Source organism: Metalysinibacillus jejuensis (genome assembly GCF_003057615.1).
Lineage (GTDB): Bacteria > Bacillota > Bacilli > Bacillales_A > Planococcaceae > Metalysinibacillus > Metalysinibacillus jejuensis.
The window spans coordinates 1-23,260 of the sequence record NZ_QAFW01000021.1 but is presented as its reverse complement, the minus strand read 5'-3'; the positions used below and the strand labels follow the sequence as shown (position 1 = coordinate 23,260).

Annotated in this window: 19 protein-coding genes; 9 read left to right on the top strand and 10 right to left on the bottom strand. The window is 33.3% G+C overall.

Annotated features, from left to right (window positions below):
• Positions 1 to 136 precede the first annotated feature (136 nt).
• From DDE80_RS08300 to DDE80_RS08290, 3 genes are all read left to right on the top strand, one after another.
• Positions 137 to 568 (top strand): hypothetical protein, encoded by a 432-nt coding sequence (locus DDE80_RS08300; RefSeq protein ID WP_108307199.1) that lies wholly within the window; start codon positions 137 to 139, stop codon positions 566 to 568.
• A 555-nt stretch (positions 569 to 1,123) separates the two neighbouring features.
• Positions 1,124 to 1,621: a JAB domain-containing protein gene (locus DDE80_RS08295; RefSeq protein WP_235612303.1), complete on the top strand. Its 498-nt coding sequence runs from the start codon at positions 1,124 to 1,126 to the stop codon at positions 1,619 to 1,621.
• Between the two features lie 279 nt (positions 1,622 to 1,900).
• Positions 1,901 to 2,218: a hypothetical protein gene (locus DDE80_RS08290; protein ID WP_201261514.1), complete on the top strand. Its 318-nt coding sequence runs from the start codon at positions 1,901 to 1,903 to the stop codon at positions 2,216 to 2,218.
• A gap of 467 nt (positions 2,219 to 2,685) precedes the next feature.
• Here the strand turns inward: DDE80_RS08290 and DDE80_RS08285 are convergent, their stop codons facing one another.
• The 3 genes from DDE80_RS08285 to DDE80_RS08275 all read right to left on the bottom strand — a co-directional run bounded on the left by DDE80_RS08285 (position 2,686) and on the right by DDE80_RS08275 (position 6,344).
• The gene (locus tag DDE80_RS08285; protein WP_108307197.1) at positions 2,686 to 4,587 is read right to left on the bottom strand and encodes a DpnII family type II restriction endonuclease; all 1,902 of its coding nucleotides are present in this window, start codon (positions 4,585 to 4,587) and stop codon (positions 2,686 to 2,688) included.
• 3 nt (positions 4,588 to 4,590) lie between these two features.
• Positions 4,591 to 5,373, bottom strand: a complete 783-nt coding sequence (locus DDE80_RS08280) for a DNA-methyltransferase (RefSeq protein ID WP_235612302.1) — start codon at positions 5,371 to 5,373, stop codon at positions 4,591 to 4,593.
• A gap of 77 nt (positions 5,374 to 5,450) precedes the next feature.
• On the bottom strand, positions 5,451 to 6,344 hold the full coding sequence (locus DDE80_RS08275; RefSeq protein ID WP_108307195.1) for a tyrosine-type recombinase/integrase: 894 nt from the start codon (positions 6,342 to 6,344) through the stop codon (positions 5,451 to 5,453).
• Between the two features lie 353 nt (positions 6,345 to 6,697).
• On the opposite strand from DDE80_RS08275, the gene DDE80_RS08270 reads away from it, so the two are divergent.
• The 4 genes from DDE80_RS08270 to DDE80_RS08255 all read left to right on the top strand — a co-directional run bounded on the left by DDE80_RS08270 (position 6,698) and on the right by DDE80_RS08255 (position 10,009).
• Complete coding sequence (locus DDE80_RS08270) at positions 6,698 to 6,967, top strand: IS3 family transposase (RefSeq protein ID WP_108307194.1); 270 nt, start codon at positions 6,698 to 6,700, stop codon at positions 6,965 to 6,967.
• A 201-nt stretch (positions 6,968 to 7,168) separates the two neighbouring features.
• Positions 7,169 to 8,722 (top strand): IS21 family transposase, encoded by a 1,554-nt coding sequence (istA, locus tag DDE80_RS08265; protein WP_235612301.1) that lies wholly within the window; start codon positions 7,169 to 7,171, stop codon positions 8,720 to 8,722.
• A complete protein-coding gene (istB, locus tag DDE80_RS08260) occupies positions 8,722 to 9,474 on the top strand; it encodes an IS21-like element helper ATPase IstB (protein WP_036147267.1) in 753 nt (250 codons plus the stop codon). Before istA ends, istB begins: the two co-directional genes overlap by 1 nt.
• A 313-nt stretch (positions 9,475 to 9,787) precedes the next feature.
• A complete protein-coding gene (locus DDE80_RS08255; RefSeq protein ID WP_108307193.1) occupies positions 9,788 to 10,009 on the top strand; it encodes an IS3 family transposase in 222 nt (73 codons plus the stop codon).
• Positions 10,010 to 10,087: 78 nt separating this feature from the next.
• Here DDE80_RS08255 and DDE80_RS08250 read toward each other — a convergent pair whose 3' ends face one another.
• The 7 genes from DDE80_RS08250 to DDE80_RS08220 all read right to left on the bottom strand — a co-directional run bounded on the left by DDE80_RS08250 (position 10,088) and on the right by DDE80_RS08220 (position 20,592).
• Entirely contained in the window at positions 10,088 to 13,936 is a 3,849-nt protein-coding gene (locus DDE80_RS08250) for a hypothetical protein (protein WP_108307192.1), read from the bottom strand.
• 2 nt (positions 13,937 to 13,938) lie between these two features.
• Complete coding sequence (locus DDE80_RS08245) at positions 13,939 to 15,159, bottom strand: MBL fold metallo-hydrolase (RefSeq protein ID WP_108307191.1); 1,221 nt, start codon at positions 15,157 to 15,159, stop codon at positions 13,939 to 13,941.
• 590 nt (positions 15,160 to 15,749) lie between these two features.
• Entirely contained in the window at positions 15,750 to 16,472 is a 723-nt protein-coding gene (locus DDE80_RS08240; protein ID WP_153060884.1) for a hypothetical protein, read from the bottom strand.
• 391 nt (positions 16,473 to 16,863) lie between these two features.
• Positions 16,864 to 17,385 carry a MerR family transcriptional regulator gene (locus DDE80_RS08235; RefSeq protein ID WP_108307189.1) on the bottom strand — a complete coding sequence of 174 codons (522 nt, stop codon included), beginning with the start codon at positions 17,383 to 17,385 and terminating at the stop codon, positions 16,864 to 16,866.
• A 408-nt stretch (positions 17,386 to 17,793) separates the two neighbouring features.
• Positions 17,794 to 19,071 (bottom strand): IS110 family RNA-guided transposase, encoded by a 1,278-nt coding sequence (locus DDE80_RS08230; protein WP_108307188.1) that lies wholly within the window; start codon positions 19,069 to 19,071, stop codon positions 17,794 to 17,796.
• A gap of 320 nt (positions 19,072 to 19,391) precedes the next feature.
• Positions 19,392 to 19,793, bottom strand: coding sequence for a hypothetical protein (locus tag DDE80_RS08225; protein WP_108307187.1), 402 nt, complete (start codon positions 19,791 to 19,793; stop codon positions 19,392 to 19,394).
• Positions 19,786 to 20,592 carry an AAA family ATPase gene (locus tag DDE80_RS08220; RefSeq protein ID WP_108307186.1) on the bottom strand — a complete coding sequence of 269 codons (807 nt, stop codon included), beginning with the start codon at positions 20,590 to 20,592 and terminating at the stop codon, positions 19,786 to 19,788. The genes DDE80_RS08225 and DDE80_RS08220 overlap by 8 nt, the downstream gene beginning before the upstream one ends.
• A gap of 548 nt (positions 20,593 to 21,140) precedes the next feature.
• On the opposite strand from DDE80_RS08220, the gene DDE80_RS08215 reads away from it, so the two are divergent.
• Both DDE80_RS08215 and DDE80_RS08210 read left to right on the top strand, forming a co-directional pair.
• The gene (locus DDE80_RS08215; protein ID WP_108307185.1) at positions 21,141 to 22,805 is read left to right on the top strand and encodes a DUF4209 domain-containing protein; all 1,665 of its coding nucleotides are present in this window, start codon (positions 21,141 to 21,143) and stop codon (positions 22,803 to 22,805) included.
• 135 nt (positions 22,806 to 22,940) lie between these two features.
• Complete coding sequence (locus tag DDE80_RS08210) at positions 22,941 to 23,144, top strand: hypothetical protein (protein WP_108307184.1); 204 nt, start codon at positions 22,941 to 22,943, stop codon at positions 23,142 to 23,144.
• Positions 23,145 to 23,260: the final 116 nt, after the last annotated feature.

The window sequence follows — 23,260 nt, the reverse complement described above, 5'->3', positions numbered from 1 at the left end:
GATTTTATGAATAGTTATCAGCCAGTGGAAATTTTTGAAGATGGTCGGATACATATAATTCATTGAAAATAAGAGTGGTTGTTCAACAAAAGGGTCAATTTTGCTGTATTTGGTTATTAACGTTGGAGGCGAGGGAATGTTATTTAGAAAAGTTTTGACTGCGTTTTATACTTCTTTATTGGCAATCGTAAGTTTAACAATCTTTGAATACATTTCTGGAAACGCTTTGGAAGGAGAACTATTTTCAGTAATACTAGGTTATACGATTTTTGTAGTCCCAATTGTCTTTGTCTACGGTATTATTTCCTCTTTAATTGCTGATGGAATAAGTAAAAAAGTGAAAAAACACAGGAACTCTATTTCTTTTGGATTTCATATTTTTTTTGGAGTAGGCTTTATACTTCTTTACAGTTTGTTTTTCGAATATCAACCTTTTTCCGAATTAAATGTTGTTAACGTGATGACACATCCTATAACGTTTTTTGGTGCTTTATTTTCTATTCTGTTCTTCATTATAGATTTTTTTATAAGAAAAAAAGATAGTCGGCTGGAATCAATACGTGTCTAAAATCGAGAGGTTCTAACTAAAAGTAGTAAATTTTTTTAAAAATAAATTTAAGCGCCATCCACTACCCCCTCATAGCCAGCACAAGACGCTTGGTTTGAGGGGGTACGTGTCGCTTTGGCATTAAATTCCCCGATAATCAGGCGCTATACGCTTGTAGCTACAGCGCCTAGATTCCTGTTGAATTTGCGCTGGGGCGCCATACCAAACGAGGCGAAAAGCATAAGGGCAAGAGGTAGAGACTGCGTGGGCAGTCTCTTTTTTGTTGCTTTTTTTCGATTTCTTTCGCCACTTTAATAGCTAGCAACCGCACTAAGCGAGCTGTAGGTCAGATTCTGCCTAACCTACCGCTCGCTAAGTGCGGGCAATCCTAGCGCAAGGAACGTCAAATTTTTTTGTTGAGTGCGCTTTGCTACAAAAAATTTTGAGCTATTGCAGGCAATTCCTTGCCCTACGCTTGATGCAGCCATTCGGTGGCTCCTAAGAAATCGGAAAAAATTCAGCCTTCCGACTTCAGTTGGTGGCTCAAGCCATCAAAAAACAAAGGAGGAAAACATTATGACAAAACAAAACACAACCAACCAAGCCATGTCCCTTACGCCTGTGTATGAAATTATCCGCCTTAAAGCTGAACGTCGCAAATTACCGAAGAAGTACCTTGCTGAAAAGCTAGAAAGCTATACCATCCGCACCCCTGGTGATTTTGGTGCACTCGCAATGCGCTTTATCGGTGATGAGGACCGAGAAGTTTTTTTAGTCGCTTGTGTATCGGTTAAAAATGAAGTGCTATCCTTACACCGTTGCCATGTCGGCACATTAAATTCAAGCATGGTGTCGCCTCGTGAAGTGTTCAAAACGGCAATTATGCAAAATGCCGCAAGCATTATCATTGCTCATAATCACCCGAGTTCTAATGTTGAGCCAAGCCCTGAAGATATCGAAGTAACTAAGCGCTTAGTCGAATCGGGCCAGTTACTAGGTATCGAAGTACTCGACCATCTTATCGTTTCTAACCATCGCTATTTATCACTACGTGAGAAAGGGTTTATGATGTAAGAAACTAAAATTTATAGAACTAAAACAACCAACTTAGTTAGAAGTAAGTCGGTTGTTTTAATGTTTGCTAAATAGTACTGTCTAATGATACTATTTGAATAGGTGATTTTTTACATATTTGATATTGATAAAACATAAGGGTAACAAACGAATGTATATTTAAAAATAAGTAAGATTATATTATAAAACTTAGTTTCTTTGAATATACGCCATAATATTTATATATTATTCATTAGAATAGGTATTTTATTCTGAGAAACTATATTCAATAAAGGAGGAGTGAATGATATGCGCACTAATTTACCAGTTCAATTTGATCGCATTATTACAATTACATATCAAGATGGTACTACGGAACAAAGTGGTTGTTTTCCAGGGGAAAGAGGTCTTATCTATTGTACATTTCCGAAAACTAATGGATATGATGCAAATAATCATCGTGTAACGAATTTAGTTGGATGTGATGGCTCTCAACTACTTAAAAGATGTCCTGCTTGTGGGCTAGATAAATCCCCCCTTGACTATGGAGAACAGGGTCGCATTACTACATGGCAAAGAGACCAAAGTCAATGTTTAACTTGTCGCGCAAGGTATTAAGTAAAGAGGTTAGTGCAATGAGGAACAATATGAGCTAATAATAAAAATTCTTGGGAAAAAAGGCTGAAAGCTTTAAGAGAAATTAGTGAGATAGATTGTCAACAAAGAAAAGATGTTGTGATTAGGTTAGCTATTCATGAGGGGACTATATTAAAGTTGAAATTTTTCACTAGGGTAATTCAAGCGAATTAAAACAAAAAATTAATTCATTTATTTTAAACAAAGAAGTGATTGATATTAAACTAGTGGTGAATAATCACGATTGGTATACGGCTCTAGTAATCTATAAGAAACAACAGAAGGGTGAATGTAGATAAAACCTGTTTCATAGATGAAGAGCCTTAGAAAATTTATGATGCGTAAATTTTCTAAGGCTCTAATTTTTTGTGGAAAAACTAATATCTATTAATATAACAAAATCCATAGGTAAGATTACAACAGAGCTGTGTTAAGCACTCCCTAGTTTCTTATATTGTTAAAATTGAATCTAAATATTTAGCGTTTAGCATTTTTAAGTTTATTATATAGTCTATTTCTTCAAAAGCATCCCTAAGTGGTCTATTAGCACTGTGCCAGCCTTGTCCATCTGTAATCCAAACAAATTGGATATTAGGTGCTTGAATATTTAAGTAGGCACTAAGTTCGGCAAATTCTCCAGCAACAGACTTTAATTTAGATCCGCCACCGCCGTAGTAATTGACTTCTATGATTGTTAAGTTTCTTGTATTTGGATTAAAAATAGCAAAGTCATGATTTCTCATAGATTCTTTATATGGTACATCTATATCCCACTTTAATTTAATTTTTATAGCATTTGCTTGTGATAAGTATTCCAAGTTTTTTTCTTCACAAATAGCTGCTATTTTTTCCTCCACTATGTTTTCCATAAAAGTTCCACTTCTGTTTTTACGTCCATTACTATCTAAACCTACTTCTACACCAAATACGTAATCAACTAAACTTTTAGTAGCTTTTTGAGATAAAAATGATAATAATCCCGATTCGTTTGCAAAGTCAACATATTTTGCAATATTTCCTGTATCCAAATTTTTGAAATCTAAGTTTTCGAATAGTAGTTCTGATTGCTCGTTAATTCGTAATACTTCAAACTTTTCATCACGGATTGCTAAGAGTGTTGGAATGACTCTTATGAGTTGTGGTTGTTGGATAAACAAACCTAGTGTTTCTTCATAAATATTTTCTTTTCCAATTAGGTAATTCATAGTGTTTAATGATATTTCTAAAGAACGCGTATTAGCCTCTGCTTTGGTCCAGTTTACATAGTACTCTGGGGTTCTATTAGTTAAACTAAGTGTATCCATCAAAAGATTAAATTGTTTATCTTTATTTAATTGTTGATACATTTCAAAGTTTTTCAAATTCATATCCTCCAAATAATTATTAAATGCTAAATCTTCTTGATTAAAACCATCATAGTATTCTCTCTCATTATAACTTGGACTGTTTAATATTAATACTTCTGTAACGGCATTTCTGCTAGTACTTTTTGCTGCAATAGTACGAGACGCATAAATCCGATGAATTTCAAACCCTTTGTATAAATCATCAAAAAAGTCATCTAATTCTTCGAAATTCTTTTTCCCATTTGAGGGGTCTGAATTACTTAAAGCAAAGTAAGCTCCTGCCTTATGAATTTCTTGGCAAAACTGTGCAAGTTCTATTTGGTTATTATCATTAAAACCATCTTTCGAATAGGCTGTAAATGCAGCGGTGCCCGTTAGCGGACGGTATGGTGGGTCGAAATATATTAAAGTTCCAGGTTGGAGATTATTTTTTGCTAACTTATAATCACCACATACTAAGTTTACGTTCTTTAGTAAGGAGTGAATGTCTAAGATATTATCTCTATTATAGATATTAGCTTCTTTTCGTTTTCCAAAGGGAACATTATATTTCCCTTTACTGTTTTCTCTGTATAAACCGTTAAAACAAGTTTTATTTAAGAAAATAAACTGAGCTGCACGTAGATAATCAACCTCTGTTAATAATATTTCTTTATCTTCTATAGCGTTAAATAATTCTCTTATCTTATAAAATAATAAAGATTTTTCTTCATCACTTTCTAGAGTGTTATATTGATTTTGCAAATCGTCCATTAAGTCTATAAGTAGATAAGGATTTATTTTTATCGCACTATAACTATTTATAAGTTCAATATTGATATCAATTAGAGTCACTGATTTAAATTCATAACTCTCTATTAACTTGAAAAATAAAGCCCCACCTCCAGTAAAAGCTTCTACATAATGGTCAATATTGTTGAAACCTATAGATTTTTCTATTCTATTTATGATGGTAGGCGCTAATCTTGATTTTCCGCCTGCCCATTTAATAAATGGGGTTGCCATTTGCTATTCCTCCTGTTTTTGCAGTGTATCCTTAACTCTGTTAATTGCTAAGTCTACATATTCCTCTTCAATTTCAACGCCGATAAAACGTCTGTTTAGCTCAATAGCGGCAACTCCAGTAGTTCCACTTCCTAAAAAAGGATCTAAAATTAAATCGTCAGGTTTAGAAGATGCTTTAATCATTCGTTTTAAGAGTTCTAAAGGTTTTTGAGTGGGGTGCTTTCCAAATGCCTTTTCTGACTTCTTAGTGAGGCTAAAAGCCCATACATCTTTCATTTGCTTGCCTTCATTCTCTTTTTTCATATCATCATAATTAAAAATATACTTACTTTTTTTGTTTTTAGAGGCCCAAATAATCGTCTCTGTGCTATGTGTAAACATTTTACAACTTAAGTTAGGTGGTGGGTTTCTTTTTTGCCAAGTAATATTGTTGAGAATCCTCATATCTAATTTTTGTATTAGATAACCTACTTGATATATATTATGAAAAGTTCCTGAAACCCATATGCTTCCTGTATCTTTAATTATTCTTTTAGCTTCTATTAAAAACAAATAATAGAATTCTTCTGAAGAAATATCTTTGACTTTATCCCATTCGCCTTTATTAACCGAGACCATTTTTCCACCACTACATGAAATTCCATCATTTGATAAAAAGTACGGAGGGTCTGCAATTATTAAATCAATACTATTATCATTAAAACTTTTTAATAACTCTAAAGAATTAGAGTGATAAATCCAAACTTTATTATTGTAGTTATATTTTAAAGCAATGTCTAGAGACATGTTTTTCATCCTTAAACTTAGAAATTCATCTAGAAATTTCTGTTTTTATTTTTTGTGCTGTTGAAAATTTTTCTGAATTATAGATAACGATCCACATCATCCGATTTCAACTTAATATAATGTTCCATAATGGTTTGGTGTGATTTATGGCCAGACTGCTTGGCAATCGTCGGGATATCCGCACCTTTTTGGTACATGGCTGTAATTTGCGTTTTACGGAACGTGTACGGTGCAAAGCCTAACCAACTGTGAATCGCTTGGTTATAACTCACTTCACTAATCTGACGGCTCGTATGATTTCCCCATTTATCGGCTGCACCAACAAAATAATCATTAGGTAACAGCTCACATGCTACCACATAGTTTTGAATCGCCTGTACACACTCTAGTGTCAGGCGTTTTTCTTTCATTTCTCCCTGTTTTACCATCATTACCTGGACAGTGCGATTAGCTAAATCAAAATCATTTACCTTCAACCGAACCATTTCCGACGGACGGTTGGCTGTAATCAAATTGACCAAACAAATCGCTCGCTTACGAATATCACTTTTTTTATCCGTAGCATAGCGATCAATGAGCCGTAGCACATCGCTTTGTTTTTCTGCACGTTGCCCTCGCATCGGCTTTAAGCGCATATACGCCTCCTGGTCATATAAACTACGCAGTAATTTCACACTAGCTTCATGCGCTGAGGTGAATTGAAATCCATGTTCATGCACTAACCAATACTTTACGCCCGCTAAACGTCGATTGAAAGTGGATAAACGCACGTGCTGCTGCGTAATAAGCTGATGAAGGTACAATTCGAGTGTCTCAAAAGTGAGAGGTAAGCCATGCGCCTCACTAAAACTTTTAAACTGTTTAAAGTCAGGCTCATATTGCGCTAGCTTTTGTTGTTGGACTTGACGAATCGTTTCGTCCTTCTCTTTTATCATTTTATATCGCTGCAAAGAAAATAGTGTTTCTTGCATTGTACATAACCCTTTCACTTCCGAAGACTTTTAAATGGTAATATTTTTATTTTAAAAATTCTTCGTTCGTCAATATTTTATACAAATATGAGAACTTACGTTTTATAGTATATCATATTCAAACTTAAAAAAACATGCTTGTTTAAGGTTGAAAAAGCTTTAAGAAACAGGAGGTAACTATTCTACAAAGGTGCTGGACCCCAAAAGTTAGAGTTAAAACTAACTTTTGGGGTGTTTTTCTATGTCAAAATATAGCGATGAATTCAAGTTACAGATTGTGAAGGAGTATGTAAAAGGACTATTAGGATTTCAGTCGTTAGCAAAAAAATATTCAATTCCATCTAAGTCTGTGATTGAACGATGGCTATCCTCGTATTCATGCAGAATTGAAAGGGAAAGGGTACACAATTAATCATAAAAAAGTACAGCGTCTCATGCAGGAAATGAATTTGAAGTGTGAGAAGTTCGTCCGCAAATCTCGTTATAAATCGTATAAAGGAACGGTTGGAAAAGTGGCGAAGAATCGTTTGAATCGTCGTTTCAATACGCCATACGCTCTTCAAAAAGCAGTGAGGGACGTAACGGAGTTTAAATGTACCAATGATATGAAAAATTATATTTGACGCTTACGCTTGAATACGAGATTGCCACATCAACTGGCGTTCAGAACGTTTCATAAAAAAACCTCCAACTTCATTCATTTTCACGATTGTCTCATGTCCATTGTTTTTGTTAAGCTAAAAATGAGCCATCAACGCAATTGAAATGAGAGCCACTTTCTATCAAAATAATCCTAACTGTAAAAAAGTTAGGAGGATATAGAGGTGATCAGTTTGGAGAAAAAGCAGTTAGTACTGATTGAGTACTATCAGCACAATATGAGTCAACGTCAAATTGCAGAAAAGCTCAAAATGTCTCGTAATACCGTAAAAAAATACATTGAGCAAGATTTAGCAGCTAGACAACAAGACACAAGGAATTTACCCATCACAGATAATTACGTTACGCCTCCGGCATATAAAAAGCGTAATGGAAAAAAGAGAGCTTTAACAAATACAGTGATGAAACGTATTCGCGAAATGATGAAACAGAACAAAAATAAGCGTGAAGTGAATATGCATAAGCAACAATTAAAGATTATTGATATACATGAAAAACTTTTAGACGAAGGTTTCAAAATTGGCTACACTACGGTTCGCAACTTCGTTAATCGTGAGGAAAAGAAGGAAAAAGAAGTCTTCATTCGTCAAGAGCCAACAGCTGGTCGTGAAATTGAGTTTGATTGGGGAGAAGTAAAATTATTCATTGATGGCAAGCTAAGAAGCCTTTCAATGGCTGTGTTTACGCTAGCTTATAGCAATGATCGTTATGCCCGAATCTATGAATCGGAAACAATGGTTTGTTTACAGGACGCACACGTAAAATGTATTGAAGCCTTGGGCTTCGTACCGAATGTTTTTACATACGACAATATGCGTACCGTCGTCAAAAACTTTATTGGTTACGACCGCTTTATTACCGACGGTATGAAAAGTTTATCCTTGCATTATCATTTTCAGATTCGACTTTGTCAGCCTCGTAAAGGCAATGAAAAAGGCCATGTAGAGCGGAGTGTAGAATATATACGCCGGAAAGCATTTGCGCACCGTGATACGTTTACTTCTTTAGAAGAGGCACAGGAATATTTAGTTTCGATCATCGAAAAATTAAATCATCGTCCCCATTATTTGAAAGAGAAAACACATCATGAATTGATGTTGGAAGAAAAAGCTGAACGCGCTGGCAGCTTAACAGCTGCACCATTCGATCCTGCAGAATTAGTAGAACTACGAGTGGATAAATATAGTACTGTTATTTATCGTCACAACCGATATTCTGTACCCGAGGGGCATGTAGGCGAATATATTAAGTTAAAAGCTCGTGCTGAGGAAGTGCTTCTGTTTAGCGAAGGAGAATGCATCGCAAAGCATAAACGAAGCTGGCAAGTGCATGCCTGGGTGATGAATATTTACCACTATTTAAACACGCTGCAAAAGAAAAAAGGTGCTTTAGCTCAAAGTGAATGTTTGAGCCAAGCACCAAAACAAATAAAAAATATCTACCACCGTTATTATATAGGAAATGAAAAAGATTTTCTAGAGCTGCTTGTTTATACCAAAGAACGAGATTGCCTAGCAAGAGTATTAGAAGTCATTACTGAACTAGAAAAGAACCCTTTGGTTCAACTAACAACTGAAAAAATCATTTTCTTAGCAGAACAGTCAGCTGAAGTACGTACGGTTCTAACTGACCAAGATGATGTCACCAGTCAATCTTTAGATAATCTATCTTCGTTAGCAGCGTTATTTCATTCTAAAGGAACAGGAGTGATTCATTAATGGACAAGCAAAAAGAAATGATTGAAATGTGCAAAGCATTACGTTTACCAAGTATTCGTTCTTTACTTGAACAGGAAGCCCTATTTGAACAACATACATCGCCAGCTGACTTTCTTTATTTCGCTTTAAAACAGGAAATGGAGGACCGTTACGTACGGGCAAAAGCTAATCGAATTCGATTAGCCAACTTTCCAGAGAAAAAACTGTTAGAAGAATTAGATGTAGAGGCACTGCCGCAAAATGCGGCGGTTCGCCTTCCTCATTTGAAAGAGCTAAAGTTTATTCAGGATAAGCAGAATGTGTTATTAATTGGCTCACCTGGTACTGGCAAAACCCATCTTGCGATTGGGTTAGGAATCGAGGCCTGTTTGGCAGGCTATAAAGTGTATTTTACGAGTGTAGCCTCACTTGTGAATCAATTAAAGGAAAGCCGTTCTGCAAGAACGTTACGCTCGTTTGAACTGAAATTTGAAAAGTATGATTTAGTCATCATTGACGAACTTGGTTACATTTCATTCGATAAAGAAGGAGCAGAGCTTCTGTTTACGCACTTATCGTTACGTGCCGGTCGAGCAGCAACGATTATTACAAGTAATCTAACATTTGAACGCTGGGAAGAGGTCTTCCATGATCCCGTTTTAACATCAGCGTTAACCGATCGACTCACGCATCGCGCGCATATTATCAATATGATTGGTGGATCTTATCGGATTTTAGAAACGAAAGAATGGATGGAACAAAGCAACTTTTAGTGGCTCACATTTTAATTAACAATTGGCTCAAATTTAACTTGCGAAATACAGTCCATTGAATTCGTTGAAGGTGCGCTATATTTGGCGCTTACTTATATTTAAGTCCGATTATGGATTTATACAACGGTGAAATTATTGGATTTAGTATGGCCAAGCGCCCGACACTCGATTTTGTACTAGCATCATTGGACCAAGCTCTTTTCGTCATTCAAGAGCGTGCAAACTATCGAACGGCCCCCATTCCGATTAAGGTTGGCACTATCAACATAAAAAATGGGTCAAAGCATTAAAGCAGAACAAGATTTTCCAAAGCATGTCTCGTAAAGCAACATGTGCAGATAATGCGGCAATGGAGAACTTCTTGGGCTTACTCAAACAAGAAATGTATTACGGAGAAGAAATCGTTTCATATAAAGTGTTAAAAAAGAAAATTGAAAAATATATTCACTACTATAACAACGAGCGTATTAAACAAAAACTGACCGGCATGAGTCCGATACAATATCGAACGCATGCCAACCAATTAGCTGCATAATAAAAAATCTAACTTTAAGGGGTCACTACCAAACACTTGCCACCATGCCCTATTTCATTTAAATGTTAGAACGCCCCCTTATAAGTCATAAGAAGTACGCTCCCTTTCTTGGAAAGCTTGTCTCTTGTAATCCTCTGATATCTTTAATAACTCGGATGATACTTTAGGAAATTTAATTCTAATTTTTCTTGCATAATTTTCATATTTAGTTGCTAGATGTAATTCTTCTCTTCCACTAGTCCCCCAATAAACACCTCTACTATTAAAAATCCCCAATACAAACCCTTTACCTATTTCTTCCGTGTAATATTTTTCAAACATTGTGCATACGGCTCTATGTGGGAATATTTCTTCGCTATTTCTAGGAGAATATGCAAAGCATTCACCTAGAATCTGTCTTCCTATTTTACCCTGACTATTTTTATCAATTTCTTCTAAAAATATTTTAATCCATGCTTCTAATTTCTCTTCTGAAATATCGTTATTTTTATCTACACATGGGCAAAACTTTAACTTAAATAAGATATTCCATGCCTGTTTTCCTAACTCTTTTTTCAATTCATCAATATCACTGTCATCTATAGAAGATTTATAGGCTGCTTGAATTAATGATGCTAATAATGTAGGATCAGTCTTAAGTTCCTCCATTAAATATTTCGGAGGTAATTGATCAATTAATAAACTAAAATATGCCCATTCTAAATGACAAATCCTCAAATAGAGACTGCTTTCAATATTTGAATTGGACTCTGTATAAATATTTTGAAACACCTCGATAATTAAATAACTATTATGACTGTTTATTGCAAAAGTATTTTGATTTGATAATATTTCTTCTAATAATAGAAGATTCTTTTCTAAATCTTTTTTGAAATATAAATCTAGTATTTTTAACAGGGCATTAAAGTTTTTATATTCTACAAGTTTTGCCCATACTACCTCTTTGACTGAATCATCAATTATGTCCCAATTAATAGTAAAGTCTCTCCAGTATTTAACCTTTATATTACCAGATAAAGAATCTAATATTCCTAAAAATTTTCTATCAATACGTGCAACTTTCAATATAGAAATAACTAATTCATCGTTGTCTTTAAAAACATCTAACGCACTTTCTATTGCTTTGAATCCATTTCGACTATAGTTTGTTTCTATATAAGAGATAAGGAGTATTTCAAATGAATTCTCCGAAGCTTCTTTTAAGATTTTAAAATTCAAATTATATCCATCTATATCACTAGCTAAAATTTCTCCAATAGCACGTTGAGAAAATTGTGTTTTATCATAAATTTTTAGAAGTTTAACCAAATTCCAAATAGAGCCATTTTGATTCTTAATAATTAATTTTAAACGTCTTAAACGTTCTTCCCTTAACTTTTTTCTTTCTCCGCTCCAGTCCGTTTTTAAATTTATATTATATGGAGTAGGGTTTAAATCAACTAATTTTTCATTTGTAAATATGTACAAATAATTAAATATGTCGCATTCAAAAGTAATTAAATTAAATAGTTCCTCAACTTTCTCGACATTATCCTCGCTTAAAGCCCACTCCGAATCTTTATAGAATCTATGTCGATATATAATACCTCTTAATTTTTCTTTTAGACTATATTTTTCTTCATCTGATTTATTATTAATAAGCGCTTGAGATAACTTTTCTTTTACTAAATCATAAAGCTCCAGTTCAATAAATAAACATTTATCAAATATAACCTCCCAATTATCCAAATTATTCTTAGCAGCGTTTATTGCTATAAAAGTGTATGTCTTATAAGTTTGAAATAATTGATTATTATATTCTAATTTATATTGAAATTCATAAGGTCTATATTTGAAATAAGTCATACTTAAAACTGAGCCATTATTATATCTACCAGGTAAAATTTGTCTTAAAAGTTCCCAACCAATAGAACTATTCTCAACAATATACTCAACTAATTCACTTTTTTCTTGAATACTTACATTAATCTGATGTTTCCATCCTAATAATGCTTGATATAATGTAGAGATAGGACTGTTTGAAATTTTATAATCTATTTTTTTTTCAGCTAGTTTAGTTAGGATTTTTATAGATTCAAGCGCTGTATTTTCTAAACAAAGTAGCTTTTCAAGGGCCCATAATACATGTGTATAATAATTTCTCCCCCAAAAAATATCGCCTGTATTCTCGAATAAATCCCATATTTTAGATTTAGAATTATCAACTTCTTTTTCTAAGCAATTAATAAAAGTTAGTGGTGATGCTTCTGCAAGTAACGGTAAAAGCTCTGCTATTGCAAACCATTGTTTTGATTCTTTAGTTTGACTAAATATTTCTTTTATAATGTTATCTACAAATAGTTGGTTGTCAGATGTAAAACCGTTTTCTTTTAAAGCAATAAATATTAGTGATTTAATTATTCCTTTCTTCAAAGTGCTAGAGTACTCTATATTTTCTTGAGTTAGTACACTAGAGCGATAATGATCATCTACTGGTAAATCATACTTAGCTGGAGTTTCACTTAACACTTCTAAAGCTAACGTTTTAAAAGCTTGTAGGTTTTCTTGAGTAATTTTAGGGAATAAAATCTCCCAGCACTCTTCAACATTTGCTAATTTGAATATATCTTCATAGCCCGTGTTATAGTGTAAAATAAATGGATCTTCACCATTAGTAACATTTTGAATAGACTCTATATACTGTTCATATTTCATGTTAGTTAACTGTTCTATAAATGAGTTGTCCTTAGTGTTATTTTTCCACGAACCCCCTAATAGAGCAGGCAATAAGTCTAATTCACTATGTTTTTCCCACCTTGGTTTTCCGCTTTTCCCCTCAAATATTTTCCTTTTAAAAATAGAGTATAATCCATTACATTCACTCACTAATTGATTAGCTTTTGTTAAGTCATCAATTTCTCTATTTAACTTACCACTCATATTACGTAAAGTCCGTTTCTTTAGTTTTAAAGGGGTTTTATTACCCACGAAGTCTTGTTCTCCATAAAAAATAATATTGATATTATTGGGAATTATTGTTATTTCATTAGCATTAAAGTTTGGAATTAAAATTTTATCTTCACAATAACCATGTAATTCATTCCACTTTTCTAATCCATCCACTATCATTACTTTTGGAATAAAATGTCGAGCCTTATTTTTAATGATGTATAGAGCATAGCCTATTACTTCTTCTTTAGTTTTACCTTGTAAATATATAGTTTTTTGAGTGCTTAGCATTTTCAAAAAATTCTGCTCGAATTCTTTTTCTCCGTAATCAAAAAAGCTCAAAGAAATTTTAGGGTTAGTGCAGTTTATTAAATTTTCATCAAATTTATAAATATCAGAAGCTTGTTCAAATAATTCTAAACCAATTTCTTTGAAATATTGTTCATATTTAATTAAATTCACAAAATTCATACGGCTAGGAGTACCACTTTCAGATATTTCTGCTAATGCTACTCCGACAACAAAATTTTTATAAATAAGTGGTCCACCAGAACAGCCTTGATAATCTCGAATTGAATCTTTAACAACAATGTCCAAATCTCTGTTGTTAAGATATCCATGAACCTTAACTTCAATTAACGTACCATCATTTTGTCGAACTGCTGGATAGCCATACGTAGAAGCATCTTCTATACTTTCAAATGTATACTTAATACATTCTAAGTAATTTATATCTTCAATAGTTTCATTCAGTTTTAATGCGATTATTTCAAAATTTTCTATACTTTCGTTTTTAGGTAAAATGGGGGTTGCAGTTCTACTAATTTTGTTACCGTCCTTATCTTTAAAAATAATCTCTATTAAATTTTCTTTATCCCAAAGATATTCTTTTAGAGAATGTACAGTTGTAATAACTTTGTCCTCTGAAACTAAAAAACCTGTTGAAATATCTTCTTTACATTTTACTTTTGGTATAGAAAATCTATGTTTAAATTTCAATATTAGTCCTCCAATAGTTTAATTACTAGCGTTTCTTCACCATTTCCTTCAAAGATTTCGTAATTGTATTTTTCTTTCAGTTCAGTATTTTTGAAAAAATTCGAATTTTCTGTTTTATAATTGAAGTATAATTGCTTCTTAGAGTCTGAATTTGCAGCTAATAACTTTACTATAGTTTGGACATCTGGATGTTGGTTTTTATCACCATTGCCATTAGTTGAAAAAAGATATTTAGTAGAAGTTAAAATTTTTGCTAACTCACTAGTTGTATTTTTCAAACTCCCATGATGCGCTAATTTTACTACATCAAATTTACAGTCACTAATTTGCATTAAATTATTATAAATGATATCAGGGTGTGCATCTCCTAAAAACAGAAGTTTTTTTTCATGAAGCTCTATTAATAAAGCAATCGAAGATCCATTACTAGCACTGTCATCATTAGGATAAACCTCATGTATATATTCTTCTAACCTATTCAGTGAATTTTCCTGAATGAGTTTAGATATTTCCTTACTTTCTACTGTTAATTCTTCTGACATTAGTTGCATAAACTCATATGCATCATCAAATAACTCATTATCATTTATATTGAAATTCCATTTCTTTATTTTTAACTTTTTAATCCATTCCTCTTTAAGCTTGTTTAACTTATCTTCATTAGGCGATAATATCGTAATCTTAAAATCATCTATATTTATAGTTTTGGTGTCCTTTGCCATTACTGCTTTTCCGCCAAACAGACTATTCCACTTATAGTTACCTTGTAATAATAACCCTCCCAAAGTTGAACCTTGTTCTGCGCTTATTTCATTTTTAACTATCCCTACTTCATTAGCTTTTTTCAAAAATGATTTTCCTAAAGCTATTTCTCTTTCTAATATCTCTGTCTCTGAATCTTCTAGTTCAGTATTATTTTTTTTAGGAATTTGTAAGTGCCGATACGCATTAAACCAAACTTCATTAATATCAATAAACCCTTGTCTATTATTCTCTTCTATAAATTTTATAGCGCCTGAAATATGGTCTGCATCTATATGTGTAATAACCATCAAATTTATCTTTTCTTTACGTTCAGCTATTTCCAATAAATCTTTTTTTAAAAATTTCTTATAAGTTTCTACATAACCACAATCTATTAATATGTGCTTTTTTACTTCATTTCCCGCAGAAATGAGAAAACAATCTCCATTTTTAGCTGGATACATTTTAATTTGAATCATTTATACCTCCAATATCTTCTTAACTAATAATTTTTCTCTATGTTCAAGTTCTTTTTACTATGCTTTACTTTTTGAATTCTTACGTTTTTCTCTCGATATGATCTAATAGTAATTTTAATTATGCGCCACTATCATTTACTAAATTTAGTAGCAAGTCTGCAAGGCATTATCTCAGTTCATCGATAAATCAGATGAAATAGAATTAACATGGATAATGAACGACATTCTTTTTCTACTTCGACTACCCGATACTACTCATTATTAAGTAAGTTTATTGTCGTCACAGCATACTGACGATTCGTTTGTTCTTTACACAATTAATGTTATGAATGATAACGCTATAAGATGTCGGTTTTACTAATACAATGATAGTAATTGGTTTCTTATGTACTTAAATTCATATTTACTTGTAAATGCTAAGAACAACTTCAATATGGTAGCAGCACATAATTTTTATTGTTGTATGAAATTAAAAAGCTATATGACTTATCTATATTCTCTATCTTTTTTACAGTCTAGTTTTATTCAGAATAAAGAACAACGTCTGTATACAGGTTTATGAAGAAAGGTGAGATTTCCCTACCTCCTAATTATTTATTCCAGGGGCAAGAATCGATATATCGAAGATTCCACTTCAATTTTTTAATAATTTTAAATTCACTCAAATCATGACATTTTAGTGATTGTAGCTCTTTTATTAAAAGTTGTCGTAAATTATTAGCGATTTGTGGTTCTTCATACATTCCATACAAATAATTCACAAAATATAACTCATCTTCATCTTTCAAGATTATGGGTATTTTATTACCTTCCCAAATATAGTATTTCATATTAAATTTTACATCGCCCAAAGGCTCATTTTCCGGCAGTATCTCAAAATTAATAATTTTAGGATCAATTATTATCCTGGGGTAATCTGCAAGTGAACTTTCAAGTTTATAAGCATTTATAAATGCTGGACCATAGGCTATTGTACCTTCATGATATAAATCCCCAGCTGAAATCCCCCCCCTAATTAAAATACCTTTATCCGCTAGGATTTTTTGAATAAAATTAATTCGCATAATAAAAACGGAGAAACTTATAGTATTAATAAATCTTTGGCTAACAACTAAACTATCGGAAAATTGAACCATTTCAAAATCTCTATTCTCTTCTTCCTTTTTTACCTTGTTATAATCTACTTCTTCTTGAATTTGCTTTAGAGCATCAAAAATTTTATTTCTATATTTCTCATCTTTCACGCTTTTCTCCACCATTGAACTAAATCCTAAAATATCAATGAATGCTACTAGCCTATGTTCATATTGCATATTTATATTAATCTCCTTCATTTTAAAATAAATCTTTAATATATACTTAACTTGAGTTGGATGATTAGTTGATACTAGAAAATCAGTCGTCATCTCAACAGGACTTTCTGTTATAGGGTCAGCTAAATGTTTTACGCCTAATTAAACATAATATTCCGATTAATAAGAGTGGTTTCGTTCTGAATTTGAAAGAAATTCAAATTGTCTAGGTATTTATAAACTTGTTAAGGGAGTAGCTCTACCTAGTGAAGGAATATCTTGAATGTTTATACACAGCTTATATTCAATGTCTACTTCTAATTTCCCTTCTTCTTTGAATTTTCTATCATAGGGTGCTGAAAGTTTTCTTCTTGCTACTTACTCCTCTTTCTTTTAATAATATTGTCATTAATTAATTCTTTTTCACATACTCAAAGATTACATAAATGGCTTGTTCTTCTTTGCTCGCAAAGCTCAAGTCAAACTTTAATCGTTGCCCTTCGAAACTAAAGGCATCAAGTAAGTAGTTAACTCTAGGCTGCTTATACGCAATACTATTATTTACACATCGCTCCCATACTTCTTCTCGTAAATGCGTGGAATATTGACGGTGTAATGCTGCTTCTTTCAGTAAACTTTTTGTAATAGGAATATAGCCTTCCCAAATATTTTTACGTGTGATTTCAAACCACATTGCAGCCCGAACAGCTTCTTCATCTAATGCAACATTTGTTGTATTAGGCGTGCGCTGGTCTAGAAACTTCATTAATTCAGTATGCGGAATCTGCCATCCTTCTTTACGAGATTTTGGTGCGATGCCTACAAGCTTACCTTGCCGTAGCCAACGACGTACAGATTCTATATTGCTTGTCACTTTATTCGTTGTTAATATGTCAAACACTTCTTGCACCGTATAAAAACGCTCTGTTACCATACTATCAACTCCCTCTATAAATGTTGATGTATCAATGGCTGACGCCATATTTAAGTGTCTTAAAAATTTTTTTCGACACGTACATCTATCGTTATTTTGTAATTCTTGTTTTTTCTTACAATTAGTCCAAACGCTCCGCTAAAGGATGAACCATTAATTGGTAATGAATCCTCTGATCCTGTGCTGTATATAGATGCACATGTAGATCTCTGCGTTGCTTATGATGACGGACCCTCCCATGTCTCTAGGCGTCTGTTTGCGCGTACATTCCTTCGTTCGGTCTATTCATAAGGCAGAGGCTGGCTATGCTCCTTTAGGGACTCATTCAAATACACTGAACGGTCGTAAGTGATGAATAGTGCCGGCTTCTCCGTGTCATCCTCTTGTTTTGACGGACGTAAATGACGCTTAGGCAGCTGCTTGAAGCGTGGTGAAATCGTTCATCATTTGTTGTTCGTTAAATCGCTGTTTCTTTTTGCACAAGGCATGTAAAATCTTGAGTAGCTTTCCACATAACACGACAATCGATTGCTTCTTGCGAAGTGGATTGACCGTGCGTGAAGTGTAATATTCATGGTATTGCTTAAACGCTGGATTATGTCGAATCAATGGCATCATAACACGGAACAGGAGAGCCCTTAATTTGCGTCTCCCTCGTTTGGAGATCCGTTTTTGCCCTTTCTGCTGACCAGATGAATTTTCACGTAATGTAAGTCCCGCTAGTTTAATGAGTTGGCGTGGATGTTCATATTGCGTGAGTGAACCGACTTCAGACAGTAATTCAACGATTGTCACGTCACCAATACCTGGCACCGATGCGAGATAATCATAATCTGTCATTTGATGGGCAAGCTCTGAGAGCTTGTTTGATAAATCATCGAGCTGTGCTTGCATCATATGATACTGCGTGAGAAGTGTGGCAATTTCAAATCGGGCCATCACAAGTCCTTCTTGCAGTCCAATCGATTGTGGCGCAAGCTCGATTAATTGTTTAGCTTTCGTGAGATGAGGATTTTTCATCCCCTCTACTTGGCGATAAAGGAAAAGTAATTCTTCTGGGGTTTTTCCTTGAATATCGATGGGTAACGGCGTTTTTTCAAGTACCGCAAAGGCCATCTTTCCAAAGTTTTTGAACACATGTGTGAACTCTGGAAAGAAGCGATCTAACCAACGAATCATTCGATTATGAAGCGCATTTAAATCTTCTTGTATTTTCGCACGGAGCGTCGCTCCGTTACGCAGTTCTGCCTCGACACCCTCTAAAATACGAGGATAGCTGAAGCGTCCATCGCGCATTAAACGGGCGATGACAAGTGCGTCTTTTTGGTCGTTTTTCGTCTGCAGGTTGTCGTCGAGTTCTTTCGAGCGATTGACGTGCATCGGATTGACCATCACGAACGGAATCCCGTACTGTGTAAGAAACGCAGCTAAGTTCATCCAGTAGTGACCTGTTGGCTCAAAACCAACAAGGATTTCTTGTTTTTCATGCGCCTGTTTGAGCGCAAGTAGACGTTCGTAAAACGCTTCAAATCCAATGCGCGATTGGAAAATCGGAAAGGATTTTTGGAGCACACGACCACGATCATCTACCGCACAAGCAAAATGTTTGTGCTTCGCGATGTCGATGCCGATGACTAACGTATTTTCAGAAACTTGATTAATTTTTTCATTCGTATTAAAATTCATGATTGTAAGTCCTCTCTGTAGGTGTGCGAGTCAATTGTCTAGTTGACACTCAAACATCATACGAGAGGGCTTTTTTGTTTTCAAGTCCCCGAAAATTCTTCTAACAGGAATGCTCCTTTATTTATTAATACAACATTTGTTGTATTAAATCGAAGGTTAGTTATTATCATATAAAAATCCTCTCTAACAAAAGTATGCTAGGTGGAGGATTTACTAAGGGAAACTGAATTATTGCTTATCTGTATGAGCTGCTTCTTCAATTTCAATATAGAAACGCTTAACTCATGTTGCTTGGTACATGCGTTCTCTTTTTTTATTTGTTATTTTTCCTCATGAAACGCATCAACCATAAATTTAAATTGGCGCTGCTGGCGATCTGTTAACTCATGTTCTACATAGCTATCAATGAGCTTTTGTAAAATGACATACGTCTTAGATTCATCCGTAAATGACCCTAGTAAACCAAGCTCGGTATGGATAATTTCAGGCACCTTGACGCTTTTCGTTTTTACCTTCGTACCAACGTTTAATTGGTCAACAGAAACAAGAGGTTGTGCTGATTTTTTAACAGGTGCGACTGCAGGTGTTGTTGCTGATTTCTTTGTTTCTTTTTTGACAGGCACGTCAAAGCCAAAGTCAGCATCTTGCTTCTTGGTTACTGTTACAGCAGGGCGCATGATAGGTGCTTTCTTTTTAATTAAACCGCCTTTTTCCTTATTCATACTTACCACCCTCTTCAAATGCTTCAAGTTTTTCTAATAACTCATCCAACACATCGGTAAATACTTTATGCGCTTTGCGGTCATGTTGGTCATTATCCGTAATACCCGTAACGTCCCAAGCTTTTAAGCGCTCTAAATGCTTAACGACAGTCTTCATTACGTTATCTTCACCAAACATTTCCTTCGCACGTTCAATAGTTGACATATCAACACGACCACCAGGGCGTAACAGTACGGGTAATACGCCAGCTACTTGAATATCCGCATCGTAGTTGTCTACCATGAACTGCAGGTATTTGATATATGTCTCTGCGCCTTCAAGCGATAGTTCTTGTGCCTGTAAAATGATTAATACATAGTCGGCAGCCATCATCGCATTGTCGGAGAAATCACTAATCGTCGGTGGCACATCAATAAAGATGTAGTCATAATCCGAACGAATGGGATCCAATAATTGATTTAAATAGCTGACTTGGTCAATTTCATTTTCAAATTTACTATATAAGAACTTCGGCAGGTTTTTAAAAGATACTTGCGCAGGAATCACATGAAGATTATCTGCCACGTTAACGATACAGTCCTTTAAATCGCCTTTTTGAAAGCCATCAAAAATACTCGTATTCAGTTCAGAAACGCCTGCAGAGCGTGCAATTAGCGTGCTCGCATTCCCCTGAGGGTCCATATCAACAAGTAACACTTTCTTATTGTAATACTTCGAAAGCTCCCAACTTAACATAACCGATACCTTCGTCTTACCAACGCCGCCTTTAAAGTTTCCTACTACAATTGTTGTCGCCATACTTCCACTCCTCTTACGATACTTTTTAAAAGTATACCTTACAATTAACCACATTGCAAAATAGTTCTTATCACATTTACACTTAAGTTTAAAAGGTGTTGGATAGTTATATATTTTTTTATACAGGGGTATGGTTAAGGGGATGTAGATTTATGACGTTAAAAATATGCACGACTTTATGTAAAGTAACGAACATGAATAACAAGCACAAAAGCCTTTATATTAGTAGGGAGCTAGTGAGATAAAATACCGTAAGTAATATATTTCTGTATATATATACCATATAAAGATTTTTATTCAATTTTATGATATCATTTAATCAAACTGAGCTATTTCGATAAAATAAAACATTACCAAAACGTCGTTTGGTATTATTACATACTTAGCTTTGTAAACCAGTATTTTCCTAATGGAATCTTCCCTAAAATGATTGGATTTATCCAACACACAAAATTTGATTGGTATGTGATATGTTAAATTAGAAGATATATTTATATTTTTTATGAGAATTGTATTGTAGTAAAAATAATGAAGGGAGGTACGAGGTAATGGTGTCATTAACAGCATACTTAGAGGGTATCGAAAGAATAAAATCTAATGAAAGATATGATGAATTTAAAAATGATAAGTACTATACTTTTGAAATTTTCGTGTTAAATCATAATATAGATATTCATGGGAATTTAAGAAAGCCTAATTATATAATTGATAATCTGGACGATTGGATTATTTATCTTGAACAACGTTCTAGGAGTACCAAAAATAAAGTTATGCGTGCGCGTTATAATGATCTTTTATGGACATATAGAGATAAGTATAAACGTAGTCTGTTATCAAATGGTAATGTTAAAGATAAATGTGAATTAGCAATTATTGATTATCTGGAATTAGCAGAAGAATATATATTAAAAAGAAGTTCAAATGATAATCTTTCATATTATTTAAGATATTACTTGTATCGCTCTTGGAACTTAGCAAAGCAAATTAAAAGTACGTCATTTCCAAAATTAATTCAACTAATGATTGATATTGAAGATTCTATAGATGAAGACAAAAAAATAGGTTTATGGGGATTCTCATATAAAAATTTAATTAATAAACATTCTATTTGTCTGTGTCTCGAACAAGAAGAACAGATAATCGATAAAATAATTATGAGAGTTAATAGAATGGATACTAAAGATTTTTACGCTTTAGAGTACGGTATCAAAATTCTTTTAGAATACTATAAAAACAAACCAGAAGAACAAGAAAGATACTTAGACATACTTGAAGCAAGTACTCATATACAAAGTAGCAATCCATTTGAAAACCAACGTTATTGTGATTGTCTGATACAATTATGCCATAAGTATAATTTTAAAGAACGTAAGGAAAGAGCAATAAAGAACTATCAGTATTATGGGGAGGATTTTCAAAAATATATATTTACAATTGAAGAGGAATTTGTGATTACGACAGAAAAGAAGCAACAGTTAATCGAAAATGTAACCTCTGAAGTTCCTAGCACTCATCTTTCAAATATAGTTAACCAATTTATTTTAAGTAAAGAAATTATTAAAAAGATAATGGAAGAAAGGGAGGGAAACTTTCTCTCTAGAATGTTCTTTGGAACGTCTATTGTTAATGGCGATGGAGTTATTACTAAAACTATATCAACAAAAGAAGATGCTCTTTTTCATGAGGCGAAATCTTACTGGCAAGTCCTTTTACCATATTTCAGTATTGCGATTGAAAATTTAAAAGATCGTCATCAACTAAATGCTGAAACCTTAACAAAATTATTGTTTGATAATACATTGTATAAAGGACAAGAAAAAACATTTTCTATAGTCATTCAGGCATATTTTGATAAAGATTTCTTTTCAATGTGTTATATAGCAGTACCTCTTATTGAAAATGGATTACGCAACTTTTTATCTAAATGTGAGCATACGATATACGAACAAAATAAGCATGAAGGCTTTGAAAATATAACTCTCACTAGAGTTTTAACTACACTAGAAGAATATTTAACTGAGGATGTAATATTCCACTTAAAATTTATATTAAATGAAAAAGCTGCTTTGAATATTAGAAATAATCTTACTCATGGGTTATTAAGCGATTCGAATATTAATGAATGGATGGCTTTAAGCTTACTTCATGTTTTAATGTTATTAAAAAGTCTAATTGGCTTTGAAAAAGAAAGTAACATATCTAAAAGTGTTTAGATAGAAAGCTCTTTGATTAAAAAATTAAATAATCTTGATAAATATCGATTGGTTTTTACTATTTACCATTAATATAATAAAAATATTTCTATTATTTTAAGTATATATACAATTTAATTGGGTAGGAGGTTTAAAATGAGTAGAGGTAAATCGAAAAGAAAAAGAAATCAAAGCAATGAAAGGATAAAGAAAATGAAAAAGGGAATTCATGTTCCTTTTTCATTGGCTAATTTCCCTCGTAAATTAAACGGAAAAAATAATAAACACTATTATCGTACCAATATACATAACTTAATATATGTAGGAGCGTCTTTTAAAAATATAAAATATTGGATCTAAGTCAAGATTTTGGACACAAAAAGATTAAGTTTTTTTGCTGCACAACAACCATTCATGGAGTGTTCCACATCCCAAGTAGATTGTCAAAGTGAAAAGAGCCTTTGATAACCTACTTG

Coding starts and splice junctions, on each gene's coding strand:
- DDE80_RS08220 (WP_108307186.1), bottom strand. CDS start 20,592: ATGGCGACAACAATTGTAGTAGGAAACTTTAAAGGCGGCGTTGGTAAG.
- DDE80_RS08235 (WP_108307189.1), bottom strand. CDS start 17,385: ATGGTAACAGAGCGTTTTTATACGGTGCAAGAAGTGTTTGACATATTA.
- DDE80_RS08300 (WP_108307199.1), top strand. CDS start 137: ATGTTATTTAGAAAAGTTTTGACTGCGTTTTATACTTCTTTATTGGCA.
- DDE80_RS08245 (WP_108307191.1), bottom strand. CDS start 15,159: ATGATTCAAATTAAAATGTATCCAGCTAAAAATGGAGATTGTTTTCTC.
- DDE80_RS08280 (WP_235612302.1), bottom strand. CDS start 5,373: ATGTCTCTAGACATTGCTTTAAAATATAACTACAATAATAAAGTTTGG.
- DDE80_RS08215 (WP_108307185.1), top strand. CDS start 21,141: ATGGTGTCATTAACAGCATACTTAGAGGGTATCGAAAGAATAAAATCT.
- DDE80_RS08225 (WP_108307187.1), bottom strand. CDS start 19,793: ATGAATAAGGAAAAAGGCGGTTTAATTAAAAAGAAAGCACCTATCATG.
- DDE80_RS08275 (WP_108307195.1), bottom strand. CDS start 6,344: ATGCAAGAAACACTATTTTCTTTGCAGCGATATAAAATGATAAAAGAG.
- DDE80_RS08210 (WP_108307184.1), top strand. CDS start 22,941: ATGAGTAGAGGTAAATCGAAAAGAAAAAGAAATCAAAGCAATGAAAGG.
- istB (WP_036147267.1), top strand. CDS start 8,722: ATGGACAAGCAAAAAGAAATGATTGAAATGTGCAAAGCATTACGTTTA.
- DDE80_RS08295 (WP_235612303.1), top strand. CDS start 1,124: ATGACAAAACAAAACACAACCAACCAAGCCATGTCCCTTACGCCTGTG.
- DDE80_RS08230 (WP_108307188.1), bottom strand. CDS start 19,071: ATGAATTTTAATACGAATGAAAAAATTAATCAAGTTTCTGAAAATACG.
- DDE80_RS08255 (WP_108307193.1), top strand. CDS start 9,788: ATGTCTCGTAAAGCAACATGTGCAGATAATGCGGCAATGGAGAACTTC.
- DDE80_RS08240 (WP_153060884.1), bottom strand. CDS start 16,472: ATGCAATATGAACATAGGCTAGTAGCATTCATTGATATTTTAGGATTT.
- DDE80_RS08285 (WP_108307197.1), bottom strand. CDS start 4,587: ATGGCAACCCCATTTATTAAATGGGCAGGCGGAAAATCAAGATTAGCG.